The following is a 22,951-nucleotide window of genomic DNA, read 5'->3' as shown; positions in this document are numbered from 1 at the left end:
GGTCGGTGTGACCGGGCGGCCCGGCGGTATCGCAAGCACCGGCCGTGTCGCATCGGTTCGGGTGCGCCAAAAGCAAACGGCACCGTGCGATGACACGGTGCCGTTTGTCGTTTCCCGCGAGGCGACCAGCGCGGCCGGCCGTCGCGAATGATGCCGGTCAGCCTTCCGTCGGCGGCACGTAGCCGGACGCCTGATCCGCGCCGTCGCCGAAGAAGTACTTCTCGGTCTGCTTCATCAGGTACTGGCGCGCGCGCGGGTCGGCCATGTTCAGGCGGTTTTCGTTGATCAGCATCGTCTGCTGCTTCAGCCAGCCTTGCCACGCTTCCTTCGAGACGCTCTCGTAAATGCGCTTGCCGAGTTCGCCCGGCAGCGGCGGGAAATCGAGGCCTTCGGCTTCCTTGCCGAGCTTCGCGCATTGGATCATTCGAGCCATCGTGTACTTCTCCTGTAATCGGACTGGGGGAGGGCAGTCGTGCCTGCGCTCAGAGCTGTTTCATCAGCACGAGCGACTTGCGCTGCCAGTTATAGAGTTTGCGGCGGTCTTCCGGCAGGTCGTCGACGCTGACCTTGACGAAGCCGCGCTTGAGGAACCAGTGCTCGGTGCGCGTCGTGAGCACGAAGATATGCGTGAGGCCGCGCGCGCGGGCACGCTGCTCGATGCGCTTGAGCAGGCGTTCGCCGTCGCCCGAGCCCTGCGCTTCCGGCGCGACCGTCAGGCACGCCATCTCGCCGATCTTCTCCTGCTGGTACGGATACAGCGCCGCGCAACCGAACAGCACGCCATCGTGCTCGATCACCGAGAAGTGGTCGATGTCGCGTTCGATCTGGTGGCGGCCGCGCCGCACCAGCGTGCCGTCCGACTCGAGCGGCTCGATCAGCGACAGGATGCCGCCGACGTCGTCCGGCGTCGCTTCGCGCAGGCTCTCGAGGTTCTCGTACGAGATCATCGTGCCGACGCCGTCGTGCAGGAACAGTTCGAGCAGCATGCTGCCGTCGAGCGATTGCGGGATCAGGTGCGCCCGGGTCACGCCGCCGCGGCACGCGCGGATCGAATGCTTCAGGAAGAATGCGTCGTCGCCCTGGACGTTGCCGGAATCGAGCAGCTCGGCCGCCGCGTCGAGCGACATTTCACGCACCAGCTCGCCTTCGTCGTCGACGATGCCGGGCGCTTCGGTCAGGAAGATGATCTTGTCGGCGCGCAGCGCGATCGCGGCGGCCGACGCGACATCTTCCATCGACAGGTTGAACGCTTCGCCGGTCGGCGAGAAGCCGAGCGGCGACAGCAGCACGAGCTTGCGGCTCGCGAGCGAATGACGGATCGATTCGGCGTCGATCTTGCGCACGATGCCCGTATGCGCGAAATCGACCCCGTCGAGAATCCCCACCGGCCGCGCGGTCACGAAGTTGCCCGACACGACGCTGATGTGCGCGTGCGCCATCGGCGAGTTCGGCAGACCCTGGCTGATCGCGGCCTCGATGTCGAGACGCACTTCACCGGCCGCTTCCTTCGCGGATTCGAGCGCGCGCGCATCGGTGATGCGCAGCCCGTGCGAAAACTCGGATTCGACACCGTGCAGGCTCAGCTGCTCCTCGACCTGCGGCCGCGAGCCGTGCACCAGCACGATCTGGATACCCATCGCCTGCAGCAGCGCGATGTCGGACACGAGCGCATTCAGCAGCCCCTGCTGCACCACCTCGCCGCCAAACCCCACGACGAACGTGCTGTTGCGGAACTTGTGGATATAGGGCGCGACGGAGCGCATCCAGTCGACGAACTGCGCGTGACTGGCGGCCGAGTCGTCGGCAACCGGCGGCGTCGTGGCGCCGGTCTGGGCGGGAGGGAGGTCGGTTTGGGAATTCATGGGCGGGATTATAATGCGCCCCCATGTCGAATGTACCTAAAAGTCCCGCGCCGACGCGGGCCAAAGCGCCGTCGGCCCGGCACCCAAATGGTGCGGCCGATGCACGCCAGCAGCAGGGCCAGCCGCCGCGCCGGCCGCAGGAACAGCAGGCGGGCAAACCTGCACACGGGCCGCGCGGGCCGCGTGGCGACGCATCGCGCGACGCGCGCCAGCCGGCCGCGAAGGATGCGTCCGCTGTGACGGGCGAGCGCGCGCCGCGCCGCGAGCGTCCGCCGCGCGCGGTCGTCGCGCCGAATCCCGTTCCGCCGATCACCTACCCCGAAAGCCTGCCCGTGTCGGGCAAGCGCGACGAAATCGCGCGTGCGATCGCCGGTCATCAGGTTGTCATCGTCTGCGGCGAAACCGGCTCGGGCAAGACCACGCAGTTGCCGAAGATCTGTCTCGATCTCGGCCGCGGCCTCGGCGCCGGCGGCACAGGCCTGATCGGCCATACGCAGCCGCGCCGCCTCGCCGCGTCGTCCACCGGCCGCCGGATCGCCGAGGAACTCGGCACGCCGTTCGGCGAAGTGGTCGGCTACAAGGTGCGCTTTACCGACAATCTCGCGCCGGGCGCGTCCGTGAAGCTGATGACGGACGGGATCCTGCTCGCCGAGACGCAGACCGATCCGTTGCTGAAGGCGTACGACACGCTGATCATCGACGAGGCGCACGAGCGCAGCCTGAACATCGACTTCCTGCTCGGCTACCTGAAGGAAATCCTGCCGAGGCGGCCGGACCTGAAGCTGATCGTCACGTCCGCGACGATCGACGCCGATCGCTTCGCGCGCCATTTCGGCACCGACGCGCATCCCGCGCCGGTGATCGAGGTGAGCGGGCGGCTGTATCCGGTCGAGATGCGCTACCGGCCGGTGGCCGAGGATCGCCCGGCCGTCAAGCACGCCGAAGGCACGGGCGGCCGCGACCGCGTGAAGACCGCGCGCGAAGCCGAGCGCGACCTGATGGACGCGATCGTCGACGCGGTCGACGAGCTGTGCCGCGAAGGCCCCGGCGACGTGCTGGTGTTCCTGCCCGGCGAGCGCGAGATCCGCGAAGCGGCCGAGGCGCTGCGCAAGCACCATCCGCCGCACACCGAGATCCTGCCGCTGTTCGCGCGGCTCTCGGCGGCCGACCAGGACAAGGTGTTCAAGGCGTCGAACGCGCGCCGGATCGTGCTCGCGACCAACGTGGCCGAAACCTCGCTGACGGTGCCGGGCATCCGTTACGTGGTCGATACGGGCCTTGCGCGCGTGAAGCGCTATTCGTACCGGAACAAGGTCGAGCAGCTGCAGGTCGAGTCGATCTCGCAGGCGGCCGCGAACCAGCGCGCAGGCCGTTGCGGCCGCGTGGCCGACGGTGTCTGCATCCGCTTGTACGAGGAAAGCGACTACCAGGCGCGTGCGCGCTTCACCGATCCGGAAATCCTGCGCTCGTCGCTCGCGTCGGTGATCCTGCGGATGAAGTCGCTGCATCTCACCGCGATCGAATCGTTCCCGTTCCTGGAGCCGCCGCCCGGCCGCGCGATCGCGGACGGCTACCAACTGCTCAACGAACTCGGCGCGGTCGACGACGACAACGCGCTGACGCCGCTCGGCCGCGAACTCGCGCGGCTGCCGCTCGACCCGCGCGTCGGCCGGATGATTCTTGCCGCGCGCGACCAGCAGTCGCTGCGCGAAGTGCTGATCATTGCGAGCGCGCTGTCCGTGCAGGATCCGCGCGACCGTCCGATCGAAGCGCAGGAGCAGGCCGACCAGGCGCACCGCCGGTTCGCCGACGAGCGTTCCGAGTTCCTGCAGTGGCTGAAGATCTGGGCGTGGTTCGAAGAGGCGGTCGCGCACAAGAAGTCGAACCGCCAGCTGATCGACGCGTGCCGGCAGAACTTCCTGTCGCACCTGCGGCTGCGCGAGTGGCGCGACGTCCATTCGCAGTTGCTGACCGTCGTGCGCGAGCACGGCTGGCGGCTGAACGAAGTCGAGGCGACCTACGAACAGGTCCATCTGGCCCTGTTGACGGGCCTGCTCGGCAACCTCGGCCTGAAGGCCGACGACGATCCGCACTATCTCGGCGCGCGCGGGATCAAGTTCTACCTGTGGCCGGGCTCCGCGCTCGCGAAGAAGGCCGGCCGCTGGGTGATGGCCGCCGAGCTCGTCGAGACGAGCCGGCTGTACGCACGCTGCCTCGCGAAGATCGAGCCCGAATGGGTCGAGAAGATCGGCGCGCATTTGCTGAAGAAATCGCTGTCGGAGCCGCACTGGGAAAAGCGCCCGGCGCAGGTCAGCGCGTACGAGCGCGCGACGCTGTACGGGCTGCCGATCTACCACCGCCGGCGCGTCGCGTTCGGCAAGCAGGATCCGTCGAGGGCGCGCGAGCTGTTCATCCGCGGCGCGCTGGTCGAGGGCGAGTTCGACACGAAGCTCGCGTTCTTCGCGCACAACCGCAAGCTGCTCGCCGACATCGAGCAGCTCGAGCACAAGTCGCGCCGGCAGGACGTGCTGGTCGACGACGAGCTGATCTACGCGTACTACGACCAGGCGATTCCGGAAGGGATTCACACGGGCGCCGCGTTCGAGCGCTGGTATCGCGACGAGGTGAAGAAGGGCGGCCAGCCCGAGGACAAGCTGCGGCTGCTGTACCTGTCGCGCGACGACCTGATGCGCCACGAGGCGGCCGGCGTGACGACCGAGCTGTTCCCGAAGCGGGCGACGATGGCCGGCGTCGAGATGGCGCTCACGTATCACTTCGAGCCCGGCACGCCGCGCGACGGCGTGACGCTCGCGGTGCCGCTGTATGCGCTGAACCAGGTCGACGCGCGCCGCTGCGAGTGGCTCGTGCCCGGGATGCTGAAGGAAAAGGTGCAACTGCTGCTGAAGTCGCTGCCGCAGAAGCTGCGCCGGCATTGCGTGCCGCTGCCCGAGTACGCGGCCGGCTTCGTCGAGCGGATGGGCCGCGAGCGCTTCGGCGCGGGCGGGCTCGTCGAGGCGCTGATCGCCGACGTGCGGGGTGAAACGCAAATCGCGATGAAAACGGCCGACTTCAAGCTGGAAACGCTCCCCGCGCACCTGTTCATGAACTTCAAGGTGATCGACGAGCACGGCCGCCAGCTCGCGATGGGGCGCAATCTCGCGCAGCTGCGCCAGGAGCTGGGCGCGCAGGCGCAGCAGCAGTTCCAGAAGATCGCGGCGGCGTCGACGATCGCGGCCGGCGGCGATGGCGACGCTGGCGAGCCGATCGGCCAGGCGCCTGCCACGGTCGCGACGACTGGCACCGCCGGTCGTGGCGCGAAGGCCGGCAAGGGCGCGGCGCCGCAGACGGCCGCGCCGGCGGAAGCCGGTGCGACCGCGCTGTACGAGAACCTGACGACGTGGAATTTCGGCAAGCTACCCGAGCTGCTGGAGATCCGCCGGCGCGGCCAGACGCTTTACGGCTACCCGGCGCTCGTCGATCGCGGCACGCATTGCGACGTCGAGGTGTTCGATTCGCCGGAGGAGGCCGCGCGCATCCACCGGGCTGGCCTGCGGCGGCTGTTCGCGCTGCAGCTGAAGGAGCCGATCAAGTTCCTCGAGAAGAACCTGCCGGGCCTGCGCGAGATGGCGATGCAGTACATGTCGCTCGGCACGCAGGACGAGCTGCGCGACCAGTTGATCGACACGGCGCTCGACCGCGCGTGCCTGCAGGATCCGCTGCCCGACGACGACGCGACCTTCCACGCGCGCCGCGACGAGGGCCGGAGCCGCCTGAACCTGCTCGCGCAGGAAATCGCGCGGCTGGTCGGGCAGATCCTGGCCGAATACGCGGGGCTCGTGAAGAAGCTCGCGCAGGCGAAGCCGTTCGCGCAGGCGCATGCGGACCTGCAGCAGCAGCTCGCCGCGCTGGTCGGCAAACGCTTCGTGATCGACACGCCGTACGCGCAACTCGCGCACTTCCCGCGCTACCTGAAGGGCATCGCGCTGCGGATCGACAAGCTGAAGGCCGACCCGGCGCGCGACGCGAAGCAGTCGGCCGACCTGTTGCCGCTTGCCCAGCAGTACCAGCGCGCGGTGTCGCAGCGCGGCGGCGTCGCCGATGCGCGGCTCGCGGAATTCCGCTGGCTGCTCGAGGAACTGCGGATTTCGCTGTTCGCGCAGGAACTGCGCACGCCGATGCCTGTCTCTGTCAAGCGTCTGCACAAGGTCTGGGAGTCGATGCAGCGCTAGCGCAACATCGGTTTCCCGGGCCGGCACCGGCGGCCGGCCCCGGCCGGCCGCGCGGCGCCTGCCGCGCCGGCCGACCGGGCCGCCGCGGCGTGCGTCGAAGTGGCGCAATGCCGGCTTCGGTCAACCGGCCGGCCCGGTTGAACGTTTTACAATGACGGTTGTTCCTCGACGTGAGTCTTCATGCGCACTTTCCTTTCCCTCGGCCGCACGCTCGCGCTGGCCGCCGCCGTGCTGGCGCCCGCCGCACACGCGAATAACGTGATCATCCTCAATTCGGCCGAAGCGACGCTGTCCCTGATCGACCAGCAGACCCGCGAAGTCGTCAGCACGATGCCGACCGGCAAGGAACCACATCACCTGATGGCGACGCCCGACAATTCGTCGCTGATCGTTGCAAATTCGGTCTCGAACAGCCTGATGTTCCTCGATCCGAAGACGGGCAAGCTGCAGCGCACCGTCGAAGGGATCGACGATCCTTACCAGCTCGGCTTCTCGCCCGACCGTAAATGGTTCGCGGCGGCCGGCCTGCGGCTCGACCGCGTCGACATCTACGGCTACGACGGCCGCGACCTGAAGCTCGTGAAGCGCGTGCCGCTCGCGGTGATGCCGAGCCACCTCGCGTTCACGAAGGACAGCAAGACGCTGCTCGTGTCGCTGCAGGTCTCCGGTGAGATCGCGGCGATCGACCTGCCGACGCAGACGGTCAAGTGGAAGATGAAGGTCGGCAAGGTGCCGGCCGGCCTGTGGCTCACGCCGGACGACAAGTACCTGCTCGTCGGGATGACCGGTGCGGATTACGTCGCGGTGGTCGACTGGCGCAACCAGAAGGTCGTCAAGCAGATCTACACCGGCAAGGGCGCGCACAACTTCCGCTCGCTCGCCGACGGCACGCACGTCGCGGTGACGAACCGGGTCGCGAACACGATCAGCATCATCGACGAGAACACGCTCACCAACGTCGGCGATATCACCGGCCTGCTGCCGGGCCCGGACGACATGGAGCTGTCCGCCGACAAGAAGACGCTGTGGGTGACGTTCCGCTTCGCGAAGAAGGTCGGGATCATCGACCTGGCGTCGCGCAAGCTGGTGCAGACGATCGCCGTCGGCCGCTCGCCGCACGGCATCTATTTCTACGACCGCGCGCCGTGGCGCGCCGCGAACGGCGCGTGACGGGCAGGGGAGAACGATGCTGCACCTGATCGATGCATTCGTCTCGGACATCCAGACCTGGCTGTACGTCGACGTCGTGCAGCCGCTCCTCTTCAAGTTCAACCTGATGGACTATGACGAGGACACCTACGACGCGCTGTACTGGGTGATCGTCGGGGCGCTGCAGATGGTGCTGATGTTCGTGCTGCTGCGCCCGCTCGAGGCGCTGCTGCCCGTCGAGCGCTGGACGAACCGCCGGGCCGTGCGGGTCGACGTGATCTACACGGCGATCGCGAAGCTCGGCATCTACTCGCTGTTCTTCTTCTTCGCGCTGCAGCCGCTGTTCGACAACTTCCAGGCGTGGCTGCGCCTGCACGGCGTCGCGAACCTGAACCTCGACTACCTGTGGCCGGGCGTGACCTCGAAGCCGATCGTCACGTTCGCGATCTATCTCGTCGTGCTCGATTTCGCCGGCTACTGGTATCACCGCTGGCAGCACAAGTTCGGCATCTGGTGGGAGCTGCACGCCGTGCATCACAGCCAGCGCCAGATGTCGTTGTGGTGCGATGACCGCAACCACGTGCTCGACGACGTGATCCAGTCGTGCTTCTTCGCGGCGATCGCGCTCGTGATCGGCGTGACGCCGTCGCAGTTCGTCGTGCTGACCGCGTTCACGAACTTCATGCAGAGCATTCAGCACACGAATGCGCGGCTGCCGTTCGGCTGGCTCGGCGAGCGCCTGCTCGTGAGCCCGATCTTCCATCGCCGCCACCACGCGGTCGGCTACGGCCACGAAGGCACGAAGTACGGCTGCAACTTCGGCGTGCTGTTTCCGTGGTGGGACATGATGTTCGGCACCGCGTCGTGGAACCGCACGGTCGAGCCGACCGGCATCCGCGACCAGGTCGAGGGCGTGTCCTACGGCGAAGGCTTCTGGGCGCAGCACGGCCTCGCGTTCGTGCGGATCTTCCGGCGCCTGTTCCCCGCCAAGCGCGGCGCGGCATCGGCCTGATCCGGCCGTTCCCACGTTGAGCGGCTCTCCCACGCGGCCCGCATGTGCTTTGGCGCATGCGGGCCGCGTGGTTTATCCTTTCCCCGTTTTTCTCCGTCGATACAGGCTCGCATGAACGACTTGCTGCGTTCCTTCGTCCGCGCATTGGCGAGCGCACTGCATCCGCGCATGCTGTGGCTCACCCTGATGCCGTTTCTCGTCTCGGCCGTCCTGTGGGGCGTCGTGCTGTGGTTCTCGTGGCAGTCGCTGCTGGACCTCGCACGCGGCGCGCTCGACGGCTTCGTGCTGACGGCCATGCTGTACCGCGCGTTCGACGCGATCGGCATGTCGCAGCTGCATGCCGTCGTCGCGCCGTTCGTGGTCGTGTCGCTCGCGATTCCGCTGATCGTGCTGACCGTGCTGCTGCTGATCGCGACGATTTCGATGCCGGTCGTGATCAAGCACCTCGCGAACCGGCAGTTCGCGGCGCTCGAGGCGAAGCGGGGCGGCACCTTCTTCGGCAGCGTGTTCAATTCGCTGGGGGCGGCGCTGGCCGGCGTCGTCGTGCTGGTCGTCACGATCCCGCTGTGGCTGATTCCGCCGTTCTTCGCGCTGCTGCCGCCGGTGATCTGGGGCTGGCTCACCTACCGCGTGATGACCTACGACGCGCTCGCGCTGCACGCGAGCCGCGACGAGCGCCGGGCGCTCGTGCGGCGGCACCGCTGGCCGCTGATCGGCATCGGCGTCGCGACCGGGCTGCTCGGTACCGTGCCGACCTTCGTGTGGGTATCGTCGGTCTGGATGATGGTGCTGTTCCCGTTCGTCGCGGCGGCCATGATCTGGGTATACGCTTTCATCCTCGTCTTCTCGGCGCTGTGGTTCGGGCACTATTGCCTGCGCGCGCTGGAGGACCTGCGTGCGAGTTCGCGCGCCACCGCAATCGACATGGGGCAGGCATGAGCATCGGCATCATCATCATCGGCGACGAAATCCTTTCGGGCCGCCGGCAGGACAAGCATCTGGCGAAGGTCATCGAGCTGCTCGGCGCGCGCGGCCTCACGCTCGACTGGGCCGAATACGTCGGCGACGATCCGGCGCGCATCACGGCGACCCTCGCACGCGCGATCGCGTCGGGCGACATCGTGTTCTCGACGGGCGGCATCGGCGCGACGCCGGATGACCACACGCGCCAGTGCGCGGCCGCCGCGCTCGGCGTGCCGCTCGAGCTGCATCCGGAAGCGAAGGTGCTGATTTCGGAGCGGATCCGCGAAACGCATACCGATCCGGCCACGCCGGTCGATTTCGAGTCGCCGGAGAACCTGCACCGCTTCAACATGGGCGTGTTCCCGGTGGGCGCGACGATCATCCCGAACGGCTACAACCGGATTCCCGGCTTCTCGGTCGGCGACCTGCACTTCGTGCCGGGCTTCCCGGTGATGGCGTGGCCGATGATCGAATGGGTGCTCGACACGAAGTACGCGCACCTGCATCACGCGACGCCGCACGCGGAGCGCTCGCTGTACGTGTTCGAGCTGCCGGAATCGACGCTCACGCCGCTGATGGAGCGCATCGAGCGCGATTTCCCGGGCGTGCGCGTGTTCAGTCTGCCGAGCGTCGGCGATGCGGAGCGCGGCGGGATCTACGCGCGCCGCCACATCGACCTCGGCGTGAAGGGTGAGCCGGAGGCTGTCGCAGCCGCATACGTGAAGCTGCGTGAAGGCGTGCACCTGCTCGGCGGCGACGTCGTCGAACCCGATACGCCGCGCGCCTGAGCGGCCCCTCGATCAGCCGTACAAAAACCACGGGCCGCGCAACGCGGCCCGTCATCGGCATGTCATCGCCCGGCTCGACGATGGGGTTGTCGCGACCGGTGGGAGCGGCGTGCCGTCAGGCGCCGATCCACGGCAGTTTCCGGAAGCACCAGCCTTCGACCGTCTTGCGGTGGCCTTCGGCGTCCTTCGCGCCCTCGAAGCCTTCGAGCAGGTCGAAGGCCTTCGTGAAGCCGGCCTCGGTGGAGGCGATCGCGGCGAGCTTCGAGCGCGCGGCGCTGCGGCACAGGAACAGGATAGGCGTATCGGCCGGGAGGGCCGCCTTCAGTTCGTTGACGAATTCGGCGTTCGGCACGCCGCCCGGGTAGCGCGTCCATTCGAGGTGCAGGTACTGGCCGTCGCCGACGAGCGGGCGGCCGATCCAATCGAGTTCGGCGCGGGTGCGCACGTCGACGAGGCGCGCCGACGGATCGAGCTGCAGCAGTTCGAAGGCCTCGGCCGGCAGCAGCGCCCCGGCGTAGTTGAGCGCGGCTTGTGCGCGGCGTTCGTCGGCCTTCGCGTAAAGCTGGTCGAGCGTACTCATGGCAGGGAGTCTCCTATCGGTCAAACGAACATTCTAGCGCGGCGTCGCGGCACGGATGTCCGCGTGGGGGACGGTGCGCGCTCCCACACGCGCTCACCAAAAGAGTGCAGAATGGCGCGCATGCACCAAGATGATTCCGGGGATGGGGCGCGTCGCGACGATTGCACCATCGAGGTGCTTTCAGTTGGCAGGCGGCGGGCAGCCGAGCCCCGGAATTGCGCAGCACAGCCCCGTCGCGACGAGCGCCGGCGCGATTCGCGCCCCTCTCGCGCATAGGTGGCACGGAAGCTGCTTTATAGGATTCGGTCGAATCGGGGCGCGCTGCGCCAAAGCAAGACCCCGGTCAGCTCGATAAACGAGGCGGTTCCCAGTCCGCCGGAATTGTTCAATCAGGAGAAGAGGTTATGAGTAAAACCGTCGCCGACGTCATGCAGCTCGTGAAGGACGAGGACGTCAAGTTTGTCGATTTCCGCTTCACGGATACGCGCGGCAAGGAACAGCACGTGTCGGTGCCGGTTTCGGCGTTTGACGAAGACAAGTTCGAAAGCGGCCATGCATTCGACGGCTCGTCGATCGCGGGCTGGAAGGGCATCGAGGCGTCGGACATGCTGCTCATGCCGGACCCGACCGCTGCCTTCATCGACCCGTTCTACGAAGAGTCGACCCTGGTGCTGACCTGCGACGTGGTCGAGCCGGCCGACGGCAAGGGCTACGAGCGCGACCCGCGTTCGCTCGCGAAGCGCGCGGAAGCGTACCTGAAGAGCACGGGCATCGGCGACACGGCCTACTTCGGTCCGGAACCGGAATTCTTCATTTTCGACTCGGTCCAGTGGAACACGGACATGTCGGGCTGCTTCGTGAAGATCAACTCGGAAGAAGCACCGTGGTCTTCGGCCAAGGAATTCGAAGGCGGCAACACGGGCCACCGTCCGGGCACGAAGGGCGGCTACTTCCCGGTCGCGCCGGTCGACACGTTCCAGGACATGCGTTCGGAAATGTGCCTGCTGCTCGAACAGCTCGGCATCCCGGTCGAAGTGCACCACCACGAAGTGGCGGGCCAGGGCCAGAACGAAATCGGCACGAAGTTCTCGACGCTGGTCCAGCGCGCCGACTGGACGCAATGGTCGAAGTACATCATCCATAACGTCGCGCACTCGTACGGCAAGACGGCAACCTTCATGCCGAAGCCGGTCGTCGGCGACAACGGTTCGGGCATGCACGTTCACCAGTCGATCTGGAAGGACGGCCAGAACCTGTTCGCGGGCAACGGCTACGCAGGCCTGTCGGAACTGGCGTTGTTCTACATCGGCGGCATCATCAAGCACGCCCGTGCACTGAACGCGATCACGAACCCGACGACGAACTCGTACAAGCGTCTGGTCCCGCACTTCGAAGCACCGGTCAAGCTCGCCTACTCGGCACGCAACCGTTCGGCATCGATCCGCATTCCGCACGTGTCGAACCCGAAGGGCCGCCGTATCGAAACGCGCTTCCCGGATCCGATGGCGAACCCGTACCTGTTGTTCTCGGCACTGATGATGGCCGGCCTCGACGGGATCCAGAACAAGATCCATCCGGGCGAAGCCGCGGACAAGAACCTGTACGACCTGCCGCCGGAAGAGGATGCAAAGATCCCGACCGTCTGCGCGGGCCTCGACCAGGCAATCGAAGCGCTCGACAAGGATCGCGAGTTCCTGACCCGTGGCGGCGTATTCACGGACGGCATGCTCGACGCGTACCTCGCGCTGAAGGAGCAGGAGCTGGCGAAGTTCCGCATGACGACGCACCCGATCGAGTTCGAGATGTACTACTCGCTCTAATCGGCGATGGCGCTTCGATTCAGCGCCGTCATGCCGGTTCGTTCCCGTCGCGCGGCCTGCGGCGGGAACGGCGGAGTCTGAAAGGGGCGGCGTCGAGCCGTCCCTTTTTTGTTCCGGTGATTTTTCCTTTTCTGGCCCGTTGAGGCGCGACAAGCACGCAGATGGTTCTGAAGAATCTGATCAAGGCGAAAACGGGGCAGCCCGAGCGACTGACGGACGACGAGCGGCTCGCACGCTCGGGCCTGCTGGCGGGGCTGGAAGCGCTGCCGACGGTCGTGATCGTGCTCGACCGCAAGACGCTGCGGATCGCGTTCGCGAACCCGTCCGCGGAGGCGATGCTCGACATCTCGCGCCGGCAGCTCGCGCAGCGGCCATGGGGCGAGATTTTTCCGAATGCGAACGAGCTGGCATCGACGATCACCGCGATCGGCGAGGAACGCTTTCACGCGACGCACCTCGATACCGTGCTCGACCGGCCCGGCCGCGAACCGCTGCATGTGCACGCGATCGTCGGCTTTCTCGAGACCGCGCCCGATTTCGTGCTCGTCGAGCTGTTCGAGAACGAGCGGCAGTCGCGCACCGATCGCGAGGAGCGCATCCACGACCTGACCGCGGTCAACAAGCAGTTGATCCGCAACCTCGCGCACGAGATCAAGAACCCGCTCGGCGGCATTCGCGGCGCAGCCCAGCTGCTCGAATTCGAGCTCGGCGAGCGCGAGCGCGGCGAGTTGCGCGAATACACGCAGGTGATCATCAAGGAGTCCGATCGCCTGCAGACGCTCGTCGACCGGTTGCTGGAGCCGCACCGGCACCCGCACATCGTCGGCGACGTGAACATTCATGAAGTATGCGAACGCGTGCGCGCGGTGATGCTCGCGGAATTCCCGCGCGGGCTCACGATCGAGCGCGACTACGACGTGAGCGTGCCGGACCTGCGCGGCGACAAGGAGCAACTGATCCAGGCGCTGCTCAACATCGTGCGCAACGCCGCGCAGGCGCTGCGCGAACGCATCGCGCAGGGCGACGCGAAGATCGAGTTGCGCACGCGCATCGCGCGCAAGGTGACGATCGCGAAGCGCCTGTACCGGCTGGCACTGGACTTGCACGTGATCGACAACGGGCCCGGCATTCCGGAGGAAATCCGCGACCGGATCTTCTACCCGCTCGTGTCCGGGCGCGACGACGGCAGCGGCCTCGGCTTGACGCTCGCGCAGACGTTCGTGCAGCAGCATGACGGGACGATCGAGGTCGAAAGCCGGCCCGGACGTACCGAATTTCAGATCCTGCTGCCGCTCGACCATTGAGCGGCGGCATGGCGATTCACCGGATTTACCCATATCTGACCGACCTATGAAGCCGATCTGGATAGTAGACGACGACCAATCGATCCGCTGGGTGCTCGAAAAGGCGCTCGCCCGGGACAGCTTCGCGACGAAGAGCTTCGCGAACGTGCGTGACGCGCTGGCCGCGCTCGACCACGAGACCCCGCAGGTGCTCGTATCCGACATCCGGATGCCGGGCGGCTCGGGCCTCGAGTTGCTGCAGGCGATGCACGAGCGCCTGCCGGGCCTGCCCGTCATCATCATGACGGCGTTCTCCGATCTCGACAGCGCCGTCGCGGCGTTCCAGGGCGGCGCGTTCGAATATCTCGCGAAGCCGTTCGACGTCGACAAGGCGGTCGAGCTGATCCGCCGCGCGGTGGAAGAAAGCCTGCGCGGCGGTGCGCCGCAGGACGAGCGCGTGGCCGAGGCGCCCGAGATGCTCGGCCAGGCGCCCGCAATGCAGGACATGTTCCGCGCGATCGGCCGCCTGTCGCACTCGGCCGCGACCGTGCTGATCACCGGCGAATCGGGCACCGGCAAGGAGCTCGTCGCGCGCGCGCTGCACCGTCACAGCCCGCGTGCGAACGGGCCGTTCATCGCGCTGAACACCGCGGCGATTCCGAAGGACCTGCTCGAATCCGAGCTGTTCGGCCATGAGCGCGGCGCGTTCACCGGCGCGCAGACGACGCGGCAGGGCCGCTTCGAGCAGGCCGAGAACGGCACGCTGTTCCTCGACGAAATCGGCGACATGCCGTTCGACCTGCAGACGCGCCTGTTGCGCGTGCTGTCGGACGGGCAGTTCTATCGGGTCGGTGGCCACAACCCGCTGCGCGCGAACGTGCGCGTGATCGCCGCGACGCACCAGAATCTCGAATCGCGCGTGCGCCAGGGGCTGTTCCGCGAGGACCTTTACCACCGGCTCAACGTGATCCGGCTGCGCCTGCCGCCGCTGCGCGAGCGCAGCGAGGATATCGCGCTGCTCACGCGCCACTTCCTGCAGAAGAGTGCGCGCGATCTCGGCGTCGAGCCGAAGCGCGTGTCCGACGAAGCGCTGGCTTACCTGACGTCGCTGGCGTTTCCCGGCAACGTGCGCCAGCTCGAGAACCTCGCGAACTGGCTGACCGTGATGGCGCCCGCGCAGACGGTCGAGATCAAGGACCTGCCGCCCGACCTCGTGCCGGCCGGTGCGCCGGTCGCGGCGACGGGCGACGGTACGGATGCGCACGGCAACGGTGGCGAGGCTGCGCTCGCGCAACCGGCGATCGGTGCGCTGCCGGCGGTGTCCGCGCCCGTCGCGGCCGCGCCGAACGGCGGCGCGCCGGCTGGCTATCCGGTCTGGGAGCATGGCTTGCGTACCGAAGTCGCACGGCTGTTGCGCGAGAACTCGGCCGACGTGATGGACGAACTCGCACGCCGCTTCGAGGCGGCCGTGATCCGCGAGGCGCTCGACTTCACGCGCGGCCGCAAGGTCGAGGCCGCGGAGCGGCTCGGCATCGGCCGCAACACCATTACGCGCAAGATCCAGGAACTCCATCTGGAGCCCTGAGCACGATTTGCGGCATGCGCGGGCGTCGCGCATGCCGCGATCGGACATAATCGCGGTTTGCACGCCGTTTGCCATTCCGCCGATCCTCAATGTCCGATTCCTTCCGCTGGCCCGCCGGGGCCGACCCGTTCCGTTTCCTCGAAGCGCTCGACAGCAAGCGCGCCCGCACATGGGTCGACGAGCAGAATGCGCGCACGCGCGCCGCGCTGCGTGACGACGACGCGTATCGCGCGCTGACGGCGCGCCTCGCCAAAGCGTACCTGCCGCGCGAGCGCCCGGTGATTCCGACGCGCTGGCGCGACTGGGCCTACGACCTGTGGCAGGACGATCTCCATCCGAAGGGGCTGTGGCGCCGCACGCGCTGGGACGACTGGCGCGCGGGAAAACCGGCGTGGGAAACGCTGCTCGACGTCGACGCGCTCGGTGCGGAGGAGGGCGAGTCGTGGGTGTTCGAGCAGGACGCGATCCTGTACCCGGACGGCGATCGCGCGCTGCTGTCGCTGTCGCCGGGCGGCGCCGACGCGGTCGTCGTGCGCGAATTCGATCTCGTCGAACGCCGTTTCGTCGACGGCGGTTTCACGATCGACGAGCCGGGACATCACACGGTGGGCTGGATCGATCGCGATACCGTCTACGTGAGCTGGGATCGCGGCGAAGCGCATGCGACCGCGGCCGGCTATCCGTATGAAGCGCGGCGCTGGGTGCGTGGCACCGCGCTGGCCGATGCGCCCGTCGTCTTCCGCGGCGAACCAGACGACATCAGCGCGGGGGCGGGGTTCGATCCGATCGACAACCGTCACGTCGCGTGGCGCAGCGTCGATTTCTTCGACGCCCATGCGTACCGCTTGACGGAAGCGGGCGAGTGGGTGCGCTACGACGTGCCGACCCATGTCGAGGTCGGGTTCTGGGAAGGCTGGCTCATGCTGGAGCCGCGCCTCGACTGGGATTGCGACGGCGTGCGCCATGCGGGCGGCTCGCTGCTCGCGATCCGCGAGCAGGCGTTCCTCGCCGGGTCGCGCGAACTCACGACGCTGTTCGCGCCGCAACCGTCGACGTCCGCGTGCACGTGGACGCACACGCGCACGACGCTGATCGCGAGCTGGCTCGACGACGTGCACAACCGCACGATGCTGTGGCAGCCGAGCCAGGCCGACGACGGTACGTGGACGTGGGATGCGCGGCCGTTCGAGTGGCCGGGGCCGGGCGATGCGCAGATCGACGTCGAGCCTGTCGAGTCGACGCTGAACGACGAGATTTACGTGGACGTCGACACCTGTCTCGATCCGCCCGAATGCTGGCTGGCCGACCTTGCGGATCGCGCGGACGATGCGCCGTCGCGCCGCGTGCTGCTCGACCGGCCGCCGGTGCAGTTCGACGCGGCCGGGCTCGTCGTGCGCCGCGCGAGCGCACGCTCGCAAGACGGCACGATCGTGCCGTACACGCTGATCGGGCCGCGCGATGCACTCGACGTGGCCGACGGCGCCGCGCGTGTCGCGCGGCCGTGCCTGCTGTCGGGCTATGGCGGCTTCGCGATTCCGAACCTGCCGGGCTACAGCGATGCGTTCGGTATCGGGTGGCTCGAACGCGGCGGCGTGATGGCATTCGCGCACATCCGCGGCGGCGGCGAGTTCGGGCCGCGCTGGCACGTCGATGCGCAGCGCGAACACCGCCAGCGTTCGTTCGACGATTTCATCGCGGTGGCCGAGGATCTGGCCGCGACCGGCGTGACGACTGCCGCGCAGCTGGGCATCGAAGGCGGCAGCAACGGCGGGCTGCTGGTCGCCGCGTGCATGGTGCAGCGGCCGGAGTTGTTCGGCGCGGTGCTCTGCCGCGTGCCGCTGCTCGACATGCAGCGTTATCCGAAGCTGCACGCGGGCGCCGCGTGGCTCGACGAATACGGTGACCCGGACGATTCGCGCGAAGGTGCGGCGCTGGCCGCGTACTCGCCGTATCACCGCGTGCGCGAAGGCGTCGCGTATCCGCCGCTGCTGCTGACGACGTCGACGCGCGACGACCGCGTGCATCCCGCGCATGCACGCAAGATGGCCGCGCGCATGCACGCGCTCGGTCATGAACGGGTGTGGTACTGGGAGAACACCGACGGCGGCCACGGCAGCGCCGACGATCTGGAACGCGCGGAGGCCGATGCGGCCGAATTCGGGTTCCTGTGGGCCCATCTCGGGCCGGCGCCCGCGCGGCGCTGAACGCGCGCGGGCTGCCCGGGAGATCAGCCGACGACCGCGACGACGGGCGTGTGGTCGGACGGCTGTTCCCACGTGCGCGGCGTGCGATCGACTTCGCACGACGTGCAGGTTTCGGCCAGCGCCGGCGACAGCAGCACGTGGTCGATGCGCAGCCCCGCGTTGCGGCGGAACGCCATCATCCGGTAGTCCCACCACGTGAAGGTTTTCTCCGGCTGTTCGAAGCGGCGGAACGCATCGACGAAGCCGAGCTCGATCAGTTGCGCGAAGTGGGCGCGCTCCTGCGGCGACACGAGGTTCTGGCCTTCCCATTTCGCCGGGTCGTGCACGTCGCGGTCTTCCGGCGCGATGTTGTAGTCGCCGAGCAGCGCGAGCTTCGGGTAGCGCTGCAGCTCGGTGCGCAGCCACGCCTGCAGCGCGTCGAGCCATTGCATCTTGTAGACGAACTTGTCGGAGTCGGGCGCCTGGCCGTTCGGGAAATACGCGGACACGATGCGCACGCCGTCGACCGTCGCGGCGACCACGCGCTGCTGCGGATCGTCGAAACCGGGGATGTTGCGCACGACGTCCGATTCGTCGACGGACAGCGTGTCGCGCGCGAGGATCGCGACGCCGTTGTAGGTCTTCTGGCCGGTGAACCAGCTGCGGTAGCCGACCGCCTCGAGCTCGGCGCGCGGGAATTTCTCGTCCGGCAGCTTCAGTTCCTGCAGGCACAGCACGTCGGTTCCGCTTTGCGCGAGCCAGTCGAGCACGTGCTGCTTGCGGACGTTGAGCGAGTTGACGTTCCAGGTGGCGATTTTCATGAACGGGAGTGTGCGTGCGGGGTGAATACGAAGGCCGCCATCTTACCGCGAGCACGGGGCGCGAACGCGCGCTTCGTGCGAGGCGGGGGAGGCGCCGCGCGCAGCCGTTTCGATGAACCGCGAAGAAATTGTGACAAAAGTATTGACGTGAGTACTCCCTCACCCTATAATTTATTTCTCTGACGCGGGGTGGAGCAGTCTGGCAGCTCGTCGGGCTCATAACCCGAAGGTCGTAGGTTCAAATCCTACCCCCGCAACCAAGCACACCAGACGATGTGCAGCGCAAGTGACCGATGCGCGCTTCGTCGACAGGAACCCGGCCCCCGTGCCGGGTTTTTTGTTTTCCGCGCGGCAATGATCAGCGCGCCGCCCACTCGACCGCCGCCTTCGCATGCAGCGCGGTCGTATCGAACACCGGCAGCGGCGAGTCGTCCGCGCCGATCAGCAGCGTGATTTCCGTGCAGCCGAGGATCACGGCCTGCGCACCGCGCCGGGCCAGTTCCTCGATGATCGTCACGTACGTCGCGCGCGATTCCGGCGAGACGATGCCGTGGCACAGCTCGTCGTAGATGATCCGGTGCACGTCGTCGCGCCCGCGTTCGTCCGGCACGAGCACCTCCATCCCGAACTTCCCCCGCAGCCGCTCCGCGTAGAACGGCAGCTCCATCGTGTAGCGCGTGCCGAGCAGCGCGACGCGCTCGACGCCGGCATCGCGCAGCGCGGTGCCGGTCGGATCGGCGATGTGCAGGAACGGCAACTTCACCGCGGCTTCGATCGCATCGCATACGCGATGCATCGTATTGGTGGTCAGCACGACCAGATCGGCGCCGGCCGCCTCGAGCTGTCGCGCGGCGCCGGCCATCCGTTCGCCGAGCGCGGCCCAGTCGTGCGTGCGCTGCAGCGCTTCGATCTCCGCGAAATCGACCGTGACCAGCACGCTCTTCGCGTTGTGGTGTCCGCCGTGCAACGCCTTCGAATGGCGATTGATCATCCGGTAGTACTCGGCCGACGATTCCCAGCTCATCCCGCCGATCAGTCCGATCGTCTTCATGCGTCACCTTTGCGTTTCGTGTCTTGCGGCAGACGAGTATAGGCGCGGCTGTTCGTGCCCGGCCGGTACGATCCGCGCAAAGCGGGCCAGTACGGCGCCGCCGGGCCCGGCCGCACGCGACAGTTGAAACCGGCACTGTGTTTTTGTACAGTATCGGCACCGTGAACCCGACCATCATTCCGCCTGCCGATTCGCCCGCGCCGCCGCCGGGCGATGCGCAGCCGCGCATGCGCAAGATCATTCACTGCGACTGCGACTGCTTCTACGCGTCGGTCGAGATGCGCGACGACCCGTCGCTGCGCAACCGGCCGCTCGCGGTCGGCGGCCGGCCCGACCAGCGCGGCGTGATCGCGACCTGCAACTACGAGGCGCGGCGCTACGGCGTGCATTCGGCGATGTCGTCGGCGCTGGCGATGCGCAAGTGTCCGGACCTGCTGATCCTGCCATCCGCGATGGACAAGTATCGCGCGGCGTCGCGGCAGATCATGGCGATCTATCGCGACTACACGCCCGACGTCGAGCCGCTGTCGCTCGACGAGGCGTACCTCGACGTCAGCGGGTCGGAGCGGTGCCAGGGCAGTGCCACGCTGATTGCGCGGGAGATCCGCCAGCGCGTGTTCGACACGGTCGGCGTGACCGTGTCGGCCGGCGTTGCGCCGAACAAGTTCATCGCGAAGATCGCGTCCGACTGGAACAAGCCCGACGGGCTGTTCGTCGTGCGGCCGCACGAGATCGACGCGTTCGTCGCGGCGCTGCCGGTGCGCAAGCTGCACGGCGTCGGCAAGGTGACGGCCACGCGGCTCGACCGGCTCGGCATCCAGACCTGCGCGCAGTTGCGCGACTGGCCGCTGATCGACCTGCACCGTGAATTCGGCGCGTTCGGGCGGCGGCTGTACGAACTGTCGCGCGGGATCGACGAGCGGCGCGTGCAGGCCGACCAGGAGCGCAAGTCGGTCAGCGTCGAGACGACCTACGTGACCGACCTGACGACGCTCGAGCAGTGCGCGGAGGAAATCCGCCGCCTCGTCGTGCAACTCGACGCGCGGATCGAACGGGCGGGCGCCGCGCGCTCGATCCGCAAGCTGTACGTGAAGATCCGCTTCGCCGATTTCCAGCGCACGACGGTCGAGTGCGTGGCCGATGCGACGAATGCGGACACGGCCGTCACGCTGCTCGCGAAGGGGCTGCAACGGCGTGCGCAGGCGGTGCGGCTGCTCGGCGTCGGCGTACGCATCGACGAAGATACCGCCGAGCGCCACGGACAGTTCTCGCTGTTCGACGACGAGTCCCCCGCGCCATGAAAAAAGGCACCGCCGAAGCGGTGCCTTTGCTCACATGCAACCGAACGCGCTGGCGGCCCGCTCAGTGCGTGGGCGCCGCCATCCCGTTATGGCGCAGCAGCGCATCGATCTGCGGCTCGCGGCCGCGGAACGCCTTGAACGAATCCATCGCCGGGCGGCTGCCGCCGACCTCGAGGATTTCGCGGCGATAGCGCGTGCCGGTCGCCGCGTCGAGCACGCTGCCGCTTGCGGCGGCCGCTTCCTCGAACGCCGCGTACGCATCGGCCGACAGCACCTCGGCCCACTTGTAGCTGTAATAACCGGCCGCGTAGCCGCCCGCGAAGATATGGCTGAACGTGTTCGGCCAGCGCGAGAACGCGGCTTGCGGGATCACGTGATAGCGCTCGTTGATCTCGCGCGCGAACGCGGTCACGCCGGTGGCGCCCGCCGGGTCGAAGTCGACGTGCAGCAGCATGTCGAACATCGAGAACACGATCTGGCGCAGCGTGCCGAGCCCGCTCTGGAAGTTCTTCGCCGCGATCATCTTGTCGAACAGCTCGCGCGGCAGCGCGGCGCCCGTGTCGACGTGCGACGACATCGACGACAGCACGTCCCATTCCCAGCAGAAGTTTTCCATGAACTGCGACGGCAGCTCGACGGCATCCCATTCGACGCCGTTGATGCCCGACACGCCGAGTTCGTCGACGCGCGTGAGCATGTGGTGCAGTCCATGGCCGAACTCATGGAACAGCGTGATGACTTCGTCGTGCGTGAAGCAGGCGGGCTTGCCGCCGACCGGCGCCGAGAAGTTGCAGGTGAGATAGGCGACCGGCGTCTGCACGCTGCTGCCGCGCTTCGCGCGCGAACGCGCGTCGTCCATCCATGCGCCGCCGCGCTTGCCTTCGCGCGCGTACAGGTCGAGATAGAACTGCGCGACGAGCGAGCCGTCGCGATTCTCGACGCGGAAGAAACGTACGTCCTTGTGCCACACCGGCGCGTCGTCCGGCTTGATCTGCACGCCGAACAGCGTCTCGGTGACGGTGAACAGGCCCTTCAGCGCGGCCGGCTCCGGGAAGTACTGCTTGACCTCGTTTTCCGAGAACGCGTAGCGCTGCTGGCGCAGCTTTTCGGCCGCGAATGCGACGTCCCACGGCGCGAGTTCGGCGAGGCCGAGCTCCTTGGCGGCGAACGTGCGCAGCTCGTCCCAGTCCTTGTCCGCGTGCGGGCGCGCGCGCGTGGCGAGATCCTCGAGGAACGCGATCACCTGCTGCGGCGATTCGGCCATCTTCGGCGCGAGCGACACTTCGGCGAAGTTGCGGAAGCCGAGCATCAGCGCCTCTTCGCGGCGCAGCTTCAGCGCATCGGCGACGATCGCCGTATTGTCCCATTCGGCCTTGCCGTCACCGTACTGCGGCCCGAGTTCCGACGCGCGCGTCGCATAGGCGCGGTAGAGCGTCTCGCGCAGTGCGCGGTTGTCCGCGTATTGCAGCACCGGGAAGTACGATGGGAAGTGCAGCGTGAATTTCCAGCCTTCCTTCGCATCCTTTTGCGCGGCTTCGCGGGCGGCCTCGATCGCGTCGCCGGGCAGGCCGGCCAGGTCGGCCTCATCCTGCACGAAATATGCGTACGCGTTGGTCGCGTCGAGCACGTGATCGGAGAAGGCCTTCGACAGCGCGGCCTGCTGTTCCTGCAGTTCGGCGAAGCGCGGCTTCTGGTCCTCGGGCAGCTCGGCGCCCGACAGGCGGAAATCGCGCAGTGCGTTGTCGAGAATCTTCTTGCGTTCGGTGGACAGCGTCGCGTATTCGGCGCTTGCGGCGATCGCCTTGTATTTCTCGTACAGCGCGAGGTTCTGGCCGACGCTCGACCAGAATTCGGTCACGCGCGGCAGATTCTCGCCATAGGCGGCCCGCAGTTCGGGCGTATCGGCAACCGCGTTCAGGTGGCCGACGATGCCCCACGCGCGACCGAGCGGCTCCGTCGCGCACTCGACCGTCTCGACGACGGTTGCCCAGGTTGCCGGCGTCGCGGCCGCGCTGGCCGTCTCGACCGCGCGGTTGGCGTCATCGAGCAGCGTGTCGAGCGCGGGCGTCACGTGTTCCGGGCGGATCTCGCCGAAGCGGGGCAGGCCCGAGAAATCGAGCAGCGGGTTGGTGTTGGCGCTGGCGGACATAAGACTCCCTGTCTGTTGCCGGATGAACCGGAGTGAAAAGGGTAGGCGCGCAAGGCAACGCGGCGCCCGATATCGACATTATTGGGGCGCATCGCGCGCTTTCCAATCGTTAGTTTCTAACGACGCGATTGACGCGGGGTCGGATGCGGGGTGGAGGCGTTTGATGGCGCGGCCG

At 67.5% G+C, this 22,951-nt stretch carries 16 protein-coding genes and 1 tRNA gene; 11 read left to right on the top strand and 6 right to left on the bottom strand.

The genetic code is table 11. The features are described from left to right. Window positions 1–157: 157 nt before the first annotated feature. Together LGM89_RS21550 and argA are read right to left on the bottom strand one after the other, a co-directional pair. Window positions 158–433: an oxidative damage protection protein gene (locus LGM89_RS21550; protein WP_006478357.1), complete on the bottom strand. Its 276-nt coding sequence runs from the start codon at window positions 431–433 to the stop codon at window positions 158–160. A 49-nt stretch (window positions 434–482) separates the two neighbouring features. Continuing rightward, window positions 483–1,862 (bottom strand): amino-acid N-acetyltransferase, encoded by a 1,380-nt coding sequence (gene argA, locus LGM89_RS21545; RefSeq protein ID WP_089440565.1) that lies wholly within the window; start codon window positions 1,860–1,862, stop codon window positions 483–485. A 23-nt stretch (window positions 1,863–1,885) separates the two neighbouring features. Between argA and hrpA the strand changes: the two genes are divergently transcribed. The 5 genes from hrpA to LGM89_RS21520 all read left to right on the top strand — a co-directional run bounded on the left by hrpA (window position 1,886) and on the right by LGM89_RS21520 (window position 10,003). Continuing rightward, on the top strand, window positions 1,886–6,091 hold the full coding sequence (hrpA, locus tag LGM89_RS21540) for an ATP-dependent RNA helicase HrpA (RefSeq protein ID WP_226273816.1): 4,206 nt from the start codon (window positions 1,886–1,888) through the stop codon (window positions 6,089–6,091). Between the two features lie 180 nt (window positions 6,092–6,271). After that, window positions 6,272–7,261, top strand: a complete 990-nt coding sequence (locus tag LGM89_RS21535) for a beta-propeller fold lactonase family protein (RefSeq protein WP_089425787.1) — start codon at window positions 6,272–6,274, stop codon at window positions 7,259–7,261. A 16-nt stretch (window positions 7,262–7,277) separates the two neighbouring features. Then, window positions 7,278–8,252 (top strand): sterol desaturase family protein, encoded by a 975-nt coding sequence (locus LGM89_RS21530; protein ID WP_043190403.1) that lies wholly within the window; start codon window positions 7,278–7,280, stop codon window positions 8,250–8,252. A gap of 111 nt (window positions 8,253–8,363) precedes the next feature. After that, the gene (locus tag LGM89_RS21525; protein WP_089461276.1) at window positions 8,364–9,191 is read left to right on the top strand and encodes an EI24 domain-containing protein; all 828 of its coding nucleotides are present in this window, start codon (window positions 8,364–8,366) and stop codon (window positions 9,189–9,191) included. Further along, entirely contained in the window at window positions 9,188–10,003 is an 816-nt protein-coding gene (locus LGM89_RS21520; protein WP_226273815.1) for a competence/damage-inducible protein A, read from the top strand. The genes LGM89_RS21525 and LGM89_RS21520 overlap by 4 nt, the downstream gene beginning before the upstream one ends. A 115-nt stretch (window positions 10,004–10,118) precedes the next feature. Here LGM89_RS21520 and LGM89_RS21515 read toward each other — a convergent pair whose 3' ends face one another. After that, complete coding sequence (locus tag LGM89_RS21515; protein ID WP_226207009.1) at window positions 10,119–10,583, bottom strand: rhodanese-like domain-containing protein; 465 nt, start codon at window positions 10,581–10,583, stop codon at window positions 10,119–10,121. Between the two features lie 404 nt (window positions 10,584–10,987). Between LGM89_RS21515 and glnA the strand changes: the two genes are divergently transcribed. From glnA to LGM89_RS21495, 4 genes are all read left to right on the top strand, one after another. Continuing rightward, a complete protein-coding gene (gene glnA / locus LGM89_RS21510) occupies window positions 10,988–12,403 on the top strand; it encodes a type I glutamate--ammonia ligase (protein ID WP_226207008.1) in 1,416 nt (471 codons plus the stop codon). A gap of 161 nt (window positions 12,404–12,564) precedes the next feature. Beyond that, entirely contained in the window at window positions 12,565–13,707 is a 1,143-nt protein-coding gene (gene glnL / locus LGM89_RS21505; protein WP_226207007.1) for a nitrogen regulation protein NR(II), read from the top strand. A 46-nt stretch (window positions 13,708–13,753) separates the two neighbouring features. Further along, a complete protein-coding gene (gene ntrC / locus LGM89_RS21500) occupies window positions 13,754–15,271 on the top strand; it encodes a nitrogen regulation protein NR(I) (protein WP_226273814.1) in 1,518 nt (505 codons plus the stop codon). A gap of 89 nt (window positions 15,272–15,360) precedes the next feature. Then, window positions 15,361–17,475 carry a prolyl oligopeptidase family serine peptidase gene (locus tag LGM89_RS21495; protein ID WP_226273813.1) on the top strand — a complete coding sequence of 705 codons (2,115 nt, stop codon included), beginning with the start codon at window positions 15,361–15,363 and terminating at the stop codon, window positions 17,473–17,475. 23 nt (window positions 17,476–17,498) lie between these two features. Here LGM89_RS21495 and xth read toward each other — a convergent pair whose 3' ends face one another. Further along, a complete protein-coding gene (gene xth, locus LGM89_RS21490) occupies window positions 17,499–18,275 on the bottom strand; it encodes an exodeoxyribonuclease III (RefSeq protein ID WP_226207004.1) in 777 nt (258 codons plus the stop codon). Between the two features lie 183 nt (window positions 18,276–18,458). Here xth and LGM89_RS21485 point away from each other — a divergent pair. Continuing rightward, window positions 18,459–18,535: transfer RNA gene (locus tag LGM89_RS21485), tRNA-Met, on the top strand. Between the two features lie 98 nt (window positions 18,536–18,633). Here the strand turns inward: LGM89_RS21485 and LGM89_RS21480 are convergent. Then, a complete protein-coding gene (locus LGM89_RS21480; RefSeq protein WP_089425769.1) occupies window positions 18,634–19,326 on the bottom strand; it encodes an aspartate/glutamate racemase family protein in 693 nt (230 codons plus the stop codon). A 137-nt stretch (window positions 19,327–19,463) separates the two neighbouring features. Between LGM89_RS21480 and dinB the strand changes: the two genes are divergently transcribed. Further along, window positions 19,464–20,627, top strand: a complete 1,164-nt coding sequence (gene dinB, locus LGM89_RS21475) for a DNA polymerase IV (RefSeq protein ID WP_226273812.1) — start codon at window positions 19,464–19,466, stop codon at window positions 20,625–20,627. 61 nt (window positions 20,628–20,688) lie between these two features. On the opposite strand, the gene LGM89_RS21470 is transcribed toward dinB, so the two are convergent. Further along, window positions 20,689–22,776 (bottom strand): M3 family metallopeptidase, encoded by a 2,088-nt coding sequence (locus tag LGM89_RS21470; RefSeq protein ID WP_226273811.1) that lies wholly within the window; start codon window positions 22,774–22,776, stop codon window positions 20,689–20,691. Window positions 22,777–22,951 lie beyond the last annotated feature (175 nt).

The sequence above is a fragment of the Burkholderia sp. AU31624 genome (genome assembly GCF_020420065.1).
Lineage (GTDB): Bacteria > Pseudomonadota > Gammaproteobacteria > Burkholderiales > Burkholderiaceae > Burkholderia.
The sequence above is the reverse complement of the archived record's forward strand: the minus strand, read 5'-3'. Positions and strand labels throughout refer to the sequence as shown.